Origin of the sequence: Colwellia psychrerythraea (assembly GCF_000764225.1) — a bacterium.
GTDB lineage: Bacteria > Pseudomonadota > Gammaproteobacteria > Enterobacterales > Alteromonadaceae > Colwellia > Colwellia psychrerythraea_D.
The window spans coordinates 150,053-163,847 of record NZ_JQED01000017.1 but is presented as its reverse complement, the minus strand read 5'-3'; the positions used below and the strand labels follow the sequence as shown (position 1 = coordinate 163,847).

General features: G+C 38.4%; 15 protein-coding genes. 3 read left to right on the top strand and 12 right to left on the bottom strand.

Going from position 1 to position 13,795, the window contains the following annotated elements:
• Window positions 1-44: 44 nt before the first annotated feature.
• Entirely contained in the window at window positions 45-371 is a 327-nt protein-coding gene (trxA, locus tag ND2E_RS11990; protein ID WP_011041050.1) for a thioredoxin TrxA, read from the bottom strand.
• A 427-nt stretch (window positions 372-798) separates the two neighbouring features.
• On the opposite strand from trxA, the gene rhlB reads away from it, so the two are divergent.
• Both rhlB and ND2E_RS12000 read left to right on the top strand, forming a co-directional pair.
• Entirely contained in the window at window positions 799-2,085 is a 1,287-nt protein-coding gene (gene rhlB, locus ND2E_RS11995; RefSeq protein ID WP_033093640.1) for an ATP-dependent RNA helicase RhlB, read from the top strand.
• Window positions 2,086-2,115: 30 nt separating this feature from the next.
• Window positions 2,116-3,081, top strand: a complete 966-nt coding sequence (locus tag ND2E_RS12000) for a Ppx/GppA phosphatase family protein (protein WP_052056461.1) — start codon at window positions 2,116-2,118, stop codon at window positions 3,079-3,081.
• A gap of 39 nt (window positions 3,082-3,120) precedes the next feature.
• Here ND2E_RS12000 and ND2E_RS12005 read toward each other — a convergent pair whose 3' ends face one another.
• Both ND2E_RS12005 and ND2E_RS12010 read right to left on the bottom strand, forming a co-directional pair.
• Window positions 3,121-3,414, bottom strand: coding sequence for a hypothetical protein (locus ND2E_RS12005; protein ID WP_033093639.1), 294 nt, complete (start codon window positions 3,412-3,414; stop codon window positions 3,121-3,123).
• Entirely contained in the window at window positions 3,404-3,973 is a 570-nt protein-coding gene (locus ND2E_RS12010; RefSeq protein ID WP_033093638.1) for a TetR/AcrR family transcriptional regulator, read from the bottom strand. The genes ND2E_RS12005 and ND2E_RS12010 overlap by 11 nt, the downstream gene beginning before the upstream one ends.
• A 329-nt stretch (window positions 3,974-4,302) precedes the next feature.
• On the opposite strand from ND2E_RS12010, the gene ND2E_RS12015 reads away from it, so the two are divergent.
• The gene (locus tag ND2E_RS12015; protein ID WP_033093637.1) at window positions 4,303-4,950 is read left to right on the top strand and encodes a glutathione S-transferase family protein; all 648 of its coding nucleotides are present in this window, start codon (window positions 4,303-4,305) and stop codon (window positions 4,948-4,950) included.
• 123 nt (window positions 4,951-5,073) lie between these two features.
• Here the strand turns inward: ND2E_RS12015 and hemB are convergent, their stop codons facing one another.
• From hemB to rpoH, 9 genes are all read right to left on the bottom strand, one after another.
• Entirely contained in the window at window positions 5,074-6,120 is a 1,047-nt protein-coding gene (hemB, locus tag ND2E_RS12020; protein WP_033093636.1) for a porphobilinogen synthase, read from the bottom strand.
• Window positions 6,121-6,132: 12 nt separating this feature from the next.
• Window positions 6,133-7,014, bottom strand: a complete 882-nt coding sequence (locus ND2E_RS12025) for a GGDEF domain-containing protein (protein WP_223303593.1) — start codon at window positions 7,012-7,014, stop codon at window positions 6,133-6,135.
• Window positions 7,011-7,841, bottom strand: coding sequence for a TatD family hydrolase (locus ND2E_RS12030; RefSeq protein WP_150113736.1), 831 nt, complete (start codon window positions 7,839-7,841; stop codon window positions 7,011-7,013). The genes ND2E_RS12025 and ND2E_RS12030 overlap by 4 nt, the downstream gene beginning before the upstream one ends.
• A 12-nt stretch (window positions 7,842-7,853) precedes the next feature.
• Window positions 7,854-8,378 (bottom strand): hypothetical protein, encoded by a 525-nt coding sequence (locus tag ND2E_RS12035; RefSeq protein ID WP_033093635.1) that lies wholly within the window; start codon window positions 8,376-8,378, stop codon window positions 7,854-7,856.
• Entirely contained in the window at window positions 8,378-9,139 is a 762-nt protein-coding gene (tatC, locus tag ND2E_RS12040; protein WP_033093634.1) for a twin-arginine translocase subunit TatC, read from the bottom strand. The genes ND2E_RS12035 and tatC overlap by 1 nt, the downstream gene beginning before the upstream one ends.
• Window positions 9,136-9,600 carry a Sec-independent protein translocase protein TatB gene (gene tatB / locus ND2E_RS12045; RefSeq protein ID WP_033093633.1) on the bottom strand — a complete coding sequence of 155 codons (465 nt, stop codon included), beginning with the start codon at window positions 9,598-9,600 and terminating at the stop codon, window positions 9,136-9,138. The genes tatC and tatB overlap by 4 nt, the downstream gene beginning before the upstream one ends.
• A gap of 3 nt (window positions 9,601-9,603) precedes the next feature.
• Window positions 9,604-9,861 carry a twin-arginine translocase TatA/TatE family subunit gene (tatA, locus tag ND2E_RS12050; protein ID WP_033093632.1) on the bottom strand — a complete coding sequence of 86 codons (258 nt, stop codon included), beginning with the start codon at window positions 9,859-9,861 and terminating at the stop codon, window positions 9,604-9,606.
• A 253-nt stretch (window positions 9,862-10,114) separates the two neighbouring features.
• The gene (locus tag ND2E_RS12055; protein WP_033093631.1) at window positions 10,115-12,568 is read right to left on the bottom strand and encodes a TonB-dependent receptor plug domain-containing protein; all 2,454 of its coding nucleotides are present in this window, start codon (window positions 12,566-12,568) and stop codon (window positions 10,115-10,117) included.
• Between the two features lie 296 nt (window positions 12,569-12,864).
• A complete protein-coding gene (gene rpoH / locus ND2E_RS12060; protein WP_033093630.1) occupies window positions 12,865-13,722 on the bottom strand; it encodes an RNA polymerase sigma factor RpoH in 858 nt (285 codons plus the stop codon).
• Window positions 13,723-13,795 lie beyond the last annotated feature (73 nt).

Sequence of the window (13,795 nt, the reverse complement as noted above, 5' to 3'; positions counted from 1 at the left end):
GCCTGATAACTTAAGTATCAGTTATCAGGCTTTTAATTTTATACTTACAAATTCTTATCTAAAAACTCTTTTAATTGAGTTTTCGATAGTGCGCCCACTTTAGTGTCAGCAATTTCACCATCTTTAAAAAGTAATAATGTTGGAATACCGCGTACACCATATTTAGGTGGTGTCGCTGAGTTTTGATCGATGTTTAATTTGCCAACAGTTACTTTGCCATCGTATTCTGTGGCAATATCATCAAGTACAGGGGCAATCATTTTACATGGACCACACCATTCAGCCCAAAAATCAACTAATACTAAACCTGATGCTTTTAATACATCTGCTTCAAAACTATCATCAGTTAGCTGAACAATTTTATCGCTCATCATATTCTCCGTTTGTTATGGCTAAAACGCCTTTGTGGTAATTATACCGTGATTCACTGCTTTTCCAATACTGTTTTATGTAACATTGTTATTAATTCAGCAGTTATGCCAATCCTAATTAGTTAGTGCCCAGCTTAGCTCAACGTCAGTCAGTTAGAACAAATAAAGTTTGTGTAGATCTAATTATTCTAAATAAAACAGACTTGTGTCGTAATCACTTTCCAGACAGATAAGCAAAATACTCATTCAAAAGACTTATATTCAGCATTATTAAATTAATGCAAAATTCCATCGACTTCAGTCAAACCCTAGCCTCTAAGCCTTTTATTTCTCATCGAGTGGGAAATAACTCAATAGAGTTAGCATAAAATTTAATTAATTATTTATTAAGCAACTATTTCGTAAACAAAAATGTTAAGCTAGCGCCATGAAAAATACACACTTAACAGAAACGAAATTCGCTGACCTAAATCTTGCTCCGCAAGTAGTGACCGGATTAGAAGCCATGGGCTTCGAATATTGTACGTCTATTCAGGCGAAATCTTTACCCGTTCTTTTGCAAGGCACTGATATAGCAGGCCAAGCACAGACAGGTGAAGGTAAGACTATTGCCTTTTTAGCCGCAACTTTCCACCATCTGCTTCAAAAAGAAGCACCTACTCATAATCAGCCTCGTGCCTTAATCATGGCTCCTACACGTGAATTAGCTATACAAATTCACCGTGATGCAATCGAAATGGCTAAAAGCACAGGATTACGCCTTGGTGTTGTATATGGGGGCGAAGGTTATGAAAGTCAACGTTTAGAACTAGAAGCTGGTGTTGATATTCTTATTGGAACCTGTGGTCGTCTAATCGATTACATGAAACAAGGTGTTTATAACCTTAATAACATCGAAGCCATAGTGCTTGATGAAGCTGATAGAATGTTTGACTTAGGTTTTATTAAAGATATTCGTTATATGTTTAATAAAATGCCTGCAGCAACTGAACGTTTGAGCATGCTATTTTCTGCCACCTTATCATTTCGGGTGAAAGAGCTTGCGTTTGATCACATGAACGAACCAACCAGTGTAGAAGTTGCACCAGAGCAAAAAACTAATACTCGTATCAGTGAAGAACTGTTTTATCCTTCTAACGAAGATAAAATGACGTTATTACAAACATTGATTGAAGAAGACTGGCCAGAAAAAGCCATCATTTTTGCGAACACCAAACACGTTTGTGAAAAAATTTATGACCATTTAGTTGCCGATAAAATTCGTGTTGGTTTATTAACTGGTGATGTACCACAGAAAAAGCGGGTAAAAATATTAGAGCAATTTACTGCCGGTACAGTAGATATTCTCGTTGCAACTGATGTTGCTGCTCGTGGCCTTCATATTCCAAGCGTAACACATGTGTTTAACTATGATTTACCTGATGATTGTGAAGACTATGTGCATCGTATTGGCCGTACAGGTCGCGCTGGAGCATCTGGTCATTCCATCAGTTTAGCTTGTGAACAATATGTTTTTAATTTACCAGCAATTGAAACCTATATTGAGCATGAGTTACCAGTGACTAAGTATGATCACGATGCGTTATTAACTGATCTACCAAGACCTAAACCTCGTCAACGTCGTCCTAGAACTGGTGGCAACAGACAAGGTAACCGCTCGAATTCTCGACAAGGAAATCGCAGTGGCAATGCTCATCGTGGCAACCGAAGCTAATTTATTAGCATGCCTAGGAAATAAAGCACATTGACTAACGTAGAGAGCCAATATCAACAAATACCACAGTATGATGAAAATCATTATGCTGTGGTTGATTTAGGCTCTAATAGTTTTCATCTTCTTATTACCCAAGTAGTGAAGACACCCACGGGTAAAACGATAATACCCGTCAACAAAGTTAAGGAAAAAGTTCGCTTAGCTGCAGGTTTAGACAGTAATAATATACTGACTGATGAGGCCATAACGAGTGGTCTGACTTGCCTTAGCAACTTCGCCTTGTACCTCAAGAGTATCCCTGTAAGTAATGTCCTAATTGTCGCAACAGCTGCATTACGCATTGCTAAGAATAATCAGATATTTTTTGATGCTGCTAAGAAAATTTTACCTAAAGAAATAAGGTTACTGAGCGGAGAGCAAGAAGCTAAAACAATTTATGCTGGCGTCGCCCATACTTCCTCATCAAAAAGTAAACAATTAGTCGTCGATATTGGTGGTGCTAGCACTGAGATTATTGTTGGTGCCGGTTGTAGCGCAACAAAAGTGGTCAGTTTAGATATTGGCTGTGTCAGCTTTATTGGCAAATATTTTGCTGATAATCAGCTTAAAAAAGAAAGTTTTACTGAGTGCATTAACGCTGCTACAGATATTATTAACACGATCAACGATGAGTTTATTCAGCTAGGTTGGCAATCTGCGGTGGGTAGCTCTGGTACCATGCAAGCCATGATGGAAATACTTAGTCAACGTCAGCAAGCACCCGTTATTACCTTAACATTTCTTTATGAAATCCAAAAAATATTAATAGATTGTAAGACAATAGATGCTATTGAAATAGCAGGACTAAGAGCAGATCGTAAAGCAGTATTAGCCAGCGGTTTAAGTATCTTAATCGCATTATTTCAAAGCCTATCGATTAAAGAGTTATGCCTTTCAAGTGGCGCATTACGCGAAGGTTTACTCTTTGAATTAGTCCCCGACGCTAAAATTGTTTAACAACCCCTTTGTACGTTAGTTTTTACTGTTAATACGCCTTTATTTTCCTTTTGATAACTTAGCCTTAAAGTACCAAAGCGCTATTGGGATCTCAATTATACTGTAACTAATCAAGGTAAACCAAAACCAGTTTAATTCAAACTGAAACAAAGTAAATTCTATACCTTGCCCCCAGTATTTATTTGCAACAATAACAAGGGCCAAGCCCGACGTAACACAGTCAAGTGCCGCAATTTTATTGATATTTTTCCCCGCCAATGTTGGATATACCCAAACATAAGCGATCAGAATAATCACAGCATTAAGCAATATAATACTCAATTCAGCTGACATCAGCGTTCTCTCCTGTTGATAAGGAAATAACCCCTGACTTGCACGCAGCTAAGAGCTCATCACTAAAATCTTCATCGTTTAACGCTCTAGCAATAGCTAAGCCACCGATCATCAGCACAATACTTTGCAATGTCTTTTCTCGATCAATAGTTAATGTTTGAGCCTGCTCGATGAAAGCTTTTAATGTATTGGTGTACGTTTTTTTAACTTGATTATCTTGTTGATTAATATCAGAAACTAAAAAAGCTAATGGACATGCCTGCTCATCATTATTATCTCTATGTTCAGTGCTCAAGTAATACTTCGCAAAGTTTTTCATGTCTTGAGGGAAATTTTCTGGTTTACGTTTAGCCGCAACTTTTGCACCTTTGCTTATCGCCTGTGCGTACAAGTCACTTTTCGAATTGAAGTGACTATAAAATGCGCCTCTGGTGAGTTCCGCCTTTTTCATCACTTGATCTATCGATGTTTTTTCAAAACCATAGTGAGTAAAAAGCATCGCTGCACTTTTTAATATCCTATCTTTAGACTGCTCTTTATGAGTTTCTTGCCACGCCATCGAAAAGCCTCATTTGCCTATTAAATCATAGAAACAGTATTTCATACTTTTAAAATATGTTCTTGAACATATTGTCAATGAGGCTAGATTAAATACTAATCAACCTGAACTCGGCTTAACAAATGTTTATCTAGCAGTTATTTTTCCTAACTTCTGCGTTAAATTTACTTGCAATAGACCAGTTATTGACGCGAAATTTGTCTTGAATAAAGAAAAACTATCAAGCCAGAAAATCATCTGAATAGTTTATATTGATATTTCAATAGGTTAAGTATCTCTTAAACCGAGTTCAGGTTAATCAAGTTAATTAAATTAATAAGGGAAATTATATGACAGCAAATTCAGTACATATTTACGGACCACGTTTTTCAAATTTTGTCCGTTCCGTCATGCTCGTTTGCGAAGAAAAACAGCTTGCTTACACCGTTGGTTTTGACGTTAATGGTAGCAATGTTACTTTTAAGGGCGAGCAACATTTAAAATGGCATCCTTTTGGTAAAATTCCCGTGTTATTAACAAGCAAACTAGTTATGCCCGAAACCGCCAGTATTTGTCGTTACCTTGATGCAGATAAGCAGTTACAACCACACCAAAATAGCCAAGTAGATGCACAACACGATGCACTGTGTGCACTTATCTCAATAGACATAGATAAAGTATTAGTTCGGGATTATTTGTTAGAATTTGCTTTCCCCAAAGGAGAAAAGGGTAGCATCCGCATTGACGTCATTAAAACAGTACAGCCAAAGGCAGCAGCTACTTTTGCAATTATTGAACAAATGTTACAAGAAGAAAATGCCTTAACTTCTGAGGAATTTACCATCGCAGATGCTTTATTAGCGCCAATGTTACATTATATTTCCTGCTTACCTACTGGCTTTAACTTGATAACTGACTACCCCAAAGTAGAAAAATATTTAGCTAATTTAATGACAAGACCAGCATGTCAAAAGGTACTAACAGCTAAGGAGTTTTAACGAAAACAGTAAAATATCAAGAAAGTCGGGTTTGCCAAGAAAAAAGCGCGATTTGATCGCGCTTTTTTTATTCCTACAATGCCTGCAATCGGCTAACTAGCGATTATTTATAGCGCAAAACTCTTAAGCGTCTTCTTTCAACCAACGAGCAACTTGTTTAGCAAAATAAGTCAAAATACCATCAGCTCCCGCCCGTTTAAATGCTAATAATCCCTCCATTATACAAGGTTTCTCAGCTAACCAACCATTTTGTATCGCCGCCATATGCATGGCATATTCACCACTAACTTGATAAGCATAAGTTGGTACTTGGAAGGTATCCTTAACACGGCGCACTATATCTAAATATGGCATACCTGGCTTAACCATCACCATATCAGCGCCTTCAGCGATATCTTGGGCAACTTCATGCATCGCTTCATTGCTATTTGCAGGATCCATTTGATAGGTATGCTTATTACCACCTTTAATATTGCCTGCCGAGCCAACAGCATCACGGAATGGCCCATAGTAATTTGATGCGTACTTAGCAGAGTAAGCTAATATTTTGGTATTAACAAAACCATTTTCTTCTAACCCTTCTCTTATGGCACCAACACGCCCATCCATCATATCTGAAGGTGCAACAATATCTGCACCCGCTTCAGCATGGGATAAAGCCTGTTTTACTAAAATGTCTTTCGTGACTTCGTTTAAAACATAGCCTGTTTTCCCTGCTTTGTTTTCATCACTTTCACTTAAAATTCCGTCTTGACCATGCGTTGTAAACGGGTCTAGAGCAACATCAGTGATCACGGCAAGCTGTGGAAATTTAGCTTTAAGTGCTCGTACTGTACGTTGTGCTAATCCATCAGGATTATACGCTTCCTCTGCCATCAGTGACTTTTTATCACTTGGTGTAACGGGGAAAAGTGCAATGGCTGGAATACCTAAATCAACCAATTCTTGCGCTTCTACCAATAACAGATCAATACTTTTACGTTCGACTCCAGGCATTGACGCTATCGCTTCTCGTTGATTTTCACCTTCAAGTACGAACACTGGGTATATTAAATCATTAACGGTTAACTGTGACTCAGCCATTAAACGGCGAGTATGATCGTCAACACGCATACGACGCATGCGACGGGCTGGATATTGACCAAATGCTGAATTACCATTGTGGGACATAAAGATTCCTAATTATTCTGTAAAAATATGTTGTTTCGTTTGATTTCGACCATTATGTTTGGCCTGATATAAGGCATTGTCGGCGCCTGAAAATATTTGTTCTGGCCCAATATCAACTTGTTGTTGATAGGTTGATATTCCACAACTGATTGTTAATGGAATTTTAATATCTCGAAATTGAAAGGGTTGCTCATGCACTTGCAGGCGTAGTTGCTCGGCAAAGAGTAATGCTCCCTCAGCATCAGTATTAGGCAAGATTAAGCAAAACTCTTCCCCGCCGTAACGAAATGCTCTATCGGTACTTCGCTTTAAACTCTGTTTTATATGATTGGCCAACCAAATTAAGCATTGGTCACCTGCAAGGTGTCCATGAGTATCATTAACTGTTTTGAAAAGATCGACATCAATTAACACTAAGCTTAATGCTGTTAGGTTTCGACGGCTGCGACGATACTCTGCAACTATTTTCTGGTCATAAAACCGACGATTATGTAAGCCAGTTAATTCATCTAAAACATTTTTACGTTCGAGTTCTTGGTTTGCACTTTCCAACTCTTGCAGCGCTATATTGAGTTCAAGTGTTCGTTCTTGCACTCTTTCTTCTAATAAATCTTGACTATCTTGTTGTTCTTTAGCCAAGGTTACCATTGTTTGTTCGGCTATTTTAACATTGCTTTTAGCAAGTTTAAGCTGTTGCAATATTTTTTGGTATTTCATTCGATAATGCCGGGTTAAATACAAACCAAGCAAAAGAGTAGCTAACGAGCCTAAAAAAAAACCCATTCCAAAGCATAAATGCTCAGCATTTTGTTCCGTAATGGCAAAACTTGTAGGTGAGTATGTAATCAGCCAAGACGTAAAACCGACAATTTTTGCTCGAACCAATGGCTTCATTTATACATTTCTTTTTTTGATGGGAAATCAAATACCTTTTTGGCATTACGGCTAGTTTGCCAAGCTATCTCCTCTTGGTCAAGGCCTGTAATACTGGCTATTTCTTTTGCTATAAATGGTAAGTAACACGGTTCATTACGGCTACCTTTAGGCTTTGGACGGATTGTTCTCGGTGTTAAGTAAGGGGCATCTGTCTCAATAAGTAATCGATTTAGAGGGATTAAACTCACGATATCTCGTAAGCTTTGACCTCTTCGCTCATCGCATAACCAACCGGTGATACCTATATACATATCCGCAGCAATGCACTGTATGAGCTCAGATTTTGAGCCAGTAAAACAATGCGCAACCATAGCCGGAACTTTAGATAAATAGGGGGATAATGTGCTGAACCATGGCTCAAAAGCATCTCTTTGATGCAAAAAGAGTGGCATTTGCATTTCTGCAGCCAGCGCAACTTGTTCACTAAATACTTTTTGTTGCTGAGCGGGTTCAGAAAAATTTCGATTGAAGTCCAAACCACACTCACCAATGGCCTTCACTTCTTCTTGTTTCGCTAACATCCTGAGTTGATCTAAATAATCAGGGCTTACGTGGTCAGCATCATGAGGATGAACACCAGCTGTAGAATATAAAAAGTCGGGAAAAATAGTTTGATAATACCGGCACAAAGTTAACGCTTTCTGGCTTTCTTCAACACTAGTACCAGTGACCAACAAACCATTCAATTGAGCAATTTGAGCTCGTCGAATCACTTCTTCACGATCTTTCTCAAAACGTTTATTAGTTAAATTGACGCCAATATCTATCAAAGTGCTTTTATTCAAATTATTCTCGTTCTATTTAAGCCTTTTTACTCTAATGCGTTTTGTACTGTTTTCTTTTTGCAAAAATACGGAGCTAATTGCCCCTTTAGTTAAAATAACGCGCTGGCCTTTTTTTAGACTAAGCTTGTAGTTATCTTTTTGCTGCCACTTTTGGCCGTTTTCAAAAGTAATTCTCCATTGACCATAAGGTGATTTACTTAATTTACTGATCGTCAGGGTAATGGAGGCTATTTCTTTTGCTGTTTCTTCAGCCGTTTTCTTCACTTGGTCTTTAGAAAAAGAATCAACTTGTTCAGCCGTCAATTGAGTCACATTGGAATCAACTTGTTGAGCTGCCAAGGGAGTTACGGCCAAATCAACACTTTTATTGCTGTACTGCTCAGTGGCTTGGTCAAAACATGTAAGTCTTGCCTTATCTTGAGTTATTTTTACACACCCCAACACTCTTTCTGAAAGAGTTTCCTCTTCAGCAATTGCGGTTTGTGATAACAAGCTAGTCGTTACCACAAAATAAGTGAGCTTAATAATCTTATTCATTAATCAGTTTCCTTTATATTATTCAACTCGTCCTCATCTTCTTTATGATAAAACGAGGCAATAATAATACCCACTTCAAATAAAAGTAGCATTGGCACAGCCAACATAGTTTGAGAAATAATATCAGGTGGTGTCAATAACATACCAATAACAAATGCACCTACGACAACGTAGGGCCGTTTTTCTCTTAAACTATCAGGTGTCGTCATACCTGTCCAACACATTAAAATAATCGCAATAGGGATTTCAAAAGCAGCCCCAAAAGCAAAGAAGAGCTTCAAAATGAAATCGAGATAACTACTGATATCAGTTGCAATAACAACACCTTCCGGAGCAACTGAAGTAAAAAAGGCAAATACAACAGGGAAAACAAGATAATAGGCAAAGGCAATACCGCTATAAAATAAACACGTAGAGCCAAGCATTAGCGGAGCAATCATGCGCTTTTCGTTTGTGTATAAACCCGGCGCAACAAATGACCACACTTGATATAAGACAAAAGGCATCGCAATAAATAAAGATAAAACCAAGGTTAACTTAAACGGTGCAAAAAATGGTGACGCGACATCGGTGGCTATCATTTGAGAGCCTTCAGGCATAGTAGCTAATAGTGGCTGTGCTACATATTGATATATATCTTGCGCGAAATAAACTAAGCAACAAAAGACAACTAAGACACCGAGGATTGATCTTAATAAGCGATTACGTAACTCTAAAAGATGGTCAAAAAGGCTTGCGCCTTGTGCTGGGGGAGTATTCATGACTGAAGTTTATCACTTTCTGATTTAACAGGTTTGTCTAGATTTTCTGGTGGACTATTCGATATCTTTGGATCTTCAGTATCTTGAGTACTCTCGGGCTCTGCTTTGGCATGCGGAGCTGAGGCTAGTGAAGAAGCGATCATTGAATCCATCGGTTGTCTATCAACCTTTTTGAAAGGTTCTGTTACAGAGTCCGCTGCTTCTTGCAATGATTTCAATGATTCTGCAACTTCGGGACTTAAGTTCTCTAAGTTACTTTCTTCTGCTTTTTTCAAATTAGCATGAAGTTCATGTACGCGTAATTCTTCTGTGAGCTCAGATTTAACTGTATCACTAAATTTTCGAGCACCAGATATCCAGCCACGAATAGTACGGATTGCAACCGGTAAGCGTTCAGGGCCTAAAATAACTAAGCCCATAATTGCTATGAGAATTAATTCCCAAAAGCCAACATCAAACATACATTAAGCCTGATCTGATTCTTTAGTCTTACTTTCTGTTGTTTTAACCACTTCTTCTGTACTGCTCTTTGAGCTATCAGCTAAAGTATCTGATGTTTTTTCTGCACTATTTTTTTGTTCTTTATCTTCACCTATTGCACTTTTAAAACCTTTAACTGCTGAACCTAAATCACCACCGATATTACGTAGTTTTTTAGTTCCAAATAATAACACGACGATCACAGCAACAATAACTAGTTGCCAAATTCCGATTCCACCCATAATAATTAACTCCTGATATTTGATGCTCGCATGACGAACCTATGTGTTAGCCCATGCTCTATGTACCAACATTATATACCTAAATAATGTTGGGAAACGAGTAAAAGCAGCAAATGAATTGGTAAATTATGAGCTAAAACAATATTTATTCTGAGGATAAGTATCTTCTATTCAAATTAATGCGATCAAAAAAGGCAACTTAGATGTCGCCTTTTGTTTAAATTGCTTTAATTATCGACAATAATGCGGGTAATTAAAACTTAAATGAAGTGTTAATGAAGAAAGTACGGCCAACAACATCGTAGATATTTGGAACTGTATTCATATCATTTCCATCTGGTACTTCTTCTGGCTCAGTATCAAATAAATTCTTAATACCGCCCGTTACTTGCCAAGCATCATTAATATGATAAGCAGCGGAAACGTTGTGATAAATGACATCATCAGTGGTATAACCATCACCTTCCATACCCTGAATGTAGTTAGCAGTATAAAGTAAGTTTACATCTTCAGTTAAGTCAGCGCTAACAGTTAAATTAGACTTAAGCTGCGAGTAACCGCCCATATTGCCGCCAATAGTCCCTTCATAGCTAATACCGTCTTCTTCAAATTCAAGTAAGTAAGTCGTATCAAACATGACTTTAAAAATGCCAGCAGTGTAGCTTACATTCCAATCAATACCTGAAGTATTTTGCTGACCAATATTAGTCAACGTCGAGGTCATTTCAGATAAGTCTCCACCGGGTGTAATGCCGATAGTATCACAAGCAACAAGGTCATCAGCAAAACACTTATTCATTTCATTTTGAACGTTCACCCGGCTGATAGCATTAGTTATATCAAACTGCCAGTAATCCATCGTAGTAGATAAACCTTCGGCGATTTCCCAGACAACTCCTGCGGTAAATGATTCGCTTTCTTCCGGTTTTAAATCGGCATCACTGGTATAGTTTACCAAGATTTGTGAATCTTGTTCATTGCCCCAAGGGTCGGTTAAATAATCAAAAGAGCCTGAGTTACCACCGTATAACTCACTTACACTCGGTGCTCTAAAGCCAGTTGCCGCTACCGCTCTAAACATTAAACCATCGGTAATACTGTAAGTAGCACCTAACTTCCAAGTAGCTGCACCCCCAAAAGTCGAATAATTATCATAACGAGTTGCTGCCTCTACCGTGAAAGAGTCAGTTAAAGGTACAGATATTTCACCATAGATAGACTGTACAGAATAATTACCTTCTGTTGGATCTTGTTGAGCTGCAGTACTTTCACCAGCCTGAGTAATTAAATCCGGTGTGTAATAACCACTTTCAAAACGACTTTCAACACCAACGGCATAACCTATGTCGTGCTCATTAACGCCACTGTAACCTGCGGCTAAGATGAATTGTTCATTGCCACCTTCATTTTGTTCCGTGTACATAATGCCTTCACTGGCTAAAAAATCACTACTCATTGGGTCACCGCTGAACCAATCATCTTGATGATTGTAGATGCTCTTTTCCATGTTCCCTGCATGAATGGAATTACCAACGCTATCTTTTGAGTCATTACGACCATAAGTTGCCGACATATCCCACTGTGAATCATTACTTAAGTAACCCGTTAAGCCAACAGAGGCACGATAGGTATCAGTTTCTTGGCCATAAATACGAGGGCCGGCATCTGTCATTCGACGTCTATATTCTAATTCTTCAGGCAAAACGCCATTTTCATCTTTAAATTGATCGGTATAGCTATCCTCTAATAAACTGGTATCTAAATCGATAGACGCTGGTTGCGGTGCCATTTGTTGATTTGACTCACGACGGGTGTACATAAAATCTACGCTTAATTCAGTATCATCTGCGATTTCACTATTAAAATTAGTGAATAAGCTAAATAATTCATTTGGTGTTTGCGCATAACTATCGTCAGTGTAATCGTAAGACTCTTCACGTGGCACAAACCCCCCTTCCCCGTCTGGTACCATGCCTCCGAGAGACCCCCCTGGCACAAATGACGATTCACCCGCTGGAACAAAATCACGATCAGATTGAATAATTTCACCACGGTTTGAATATTGGGCACCAATAACTAAGTTACCACCCGCAACGTCACGACCATGTAAAATACTAAAACCACCGCTTTCACCATCACCTTTGTCGGTAATACTGCCGTCCGCCGTTATTTCAGTGCCTTGAAAGTCTTTCTTAGTGATGATGTTAACAACACCAGCAATAGCATCTGAGCCATAAACTGCTGAAGCACCATCTTTTAAAATTTCAATGGTCTGTATCATAGAAACAGGGATAGTATTTAAATCAACCGAAGAGTCCGCTCCCGTACCTGATGCGACCATACGTCGGCCATTTAATAATACTAATGTACGTTGCACTCCCATACCTCGTAAGTTTACAGTCGCCGAACCGCCTGAGCCATTGTTCGACGTTGCACCTAGACTCATCCCTGCGGCCGCCGGTTGCATGGACAATATTTCTTGTACCGAGGTAAAACCACTCTTAGTGATAAAATCTGAAGAGATAACAGTGATAGGGCTAGCACTTTCAATATCAGTTCTATTGATACGAGAGCCGGTTACTGCAATACGCTCAACGTCTTCTGCTCCCTCTTTGGCTATTACTTGTATTGAAGTGATTGATGCTGCGGCAAGTGAAACCATTACTGCGCGGTTTACTAGATTCTTTCTGGCTATTCTTAGGCTCATTACTTCTACCTTATTATCGTTAGTTTGTTGGTAACTGATGTTTATCAATTGCTAACAATACTGCTGGATTTAATAGAAGAAGTTCGTTCTCAAGTGTTGTAACTTAGTTAAACCTGTAACGTTGTAGTTACTTTCGCATACAAACATGTGATTATTTGTATGCCCATTGGCGATTGGTAGTCTTCGGCTGAGACCATCGCCCATGAAAAGACGTCCAATAACTTTATTTTAAAGTTATTGGACATAAAAAAACCGACATTACGTCGGTTTTTTTAAATAAGGAATGTGACAAAACGTTAATCAAAAACCATAGTATTTTTGAGTTTAGATAAAGCATTCTTTTCTAATTGTCTTACACGTTCTGCTGAGATCTGGTATTTATTAGCTAACTCTTGTAGCGTACTTTTATCTTCCGCTAACCAACGTGTTTTTATAATATCTTGACTACGTTCATCAAGTGTTACTAGTGCCGTTGATAAACGTTGATTGGCATGGTTATCCCAATTATCATTTTCAACTTCAATCGCTAAATCTGATTGTTTGTCTTCAAGATATTGAGCAGGTGAAAAGTTACTAGCACCTATATTATCATCATCATCTTTTGATAATTCAAATGCTTGGTCATGGCTACTCATACGAGATTCCATTTCCATAACATCTTTAGTTGTGACGCCAAGGGTTTCCGCAACAGTATTGACTTCATCAGTGCTGAACCAGCCTAGACGTTTTTTATTTTTACGGAGGTTAAAAAATAATTTACGTTGCGCTTTCGTTGTTGCAACTTTAACAATACGCCAGTTTTTAAGCACAAATTCATGAATTTCTGCTTTGATCCAATGCACAGCAAAAGAAACTAAACGTACACCTACTTCAGGATTAAAACGTTTAACCGCTTTCATTAAACCCACGTTACCTTCTTGGACTAAATCAGCATGAGGTAACCCATAACCAGAGTATCCTTTAGCAACATGAATAACAAAACGTAAATGCGACATAATCAACTCTTGCGCCGCTTGTAAATCATTTTCATTGTAGAGGCGAGTAGCCAGATCATGCTCTTTTTCTGCTGACAGCATTGGAATACTATATGCAGATTGCATATATGATTCGATACTACCACTTTTGGGTAAGGTCAGTTGCATTGCTTCACTCATAAAAAAAACCTCTCTTTCTCTCTTTAATTCGCCCGCGATAATAACATATATCGACACTATTTGCGATAGCGGG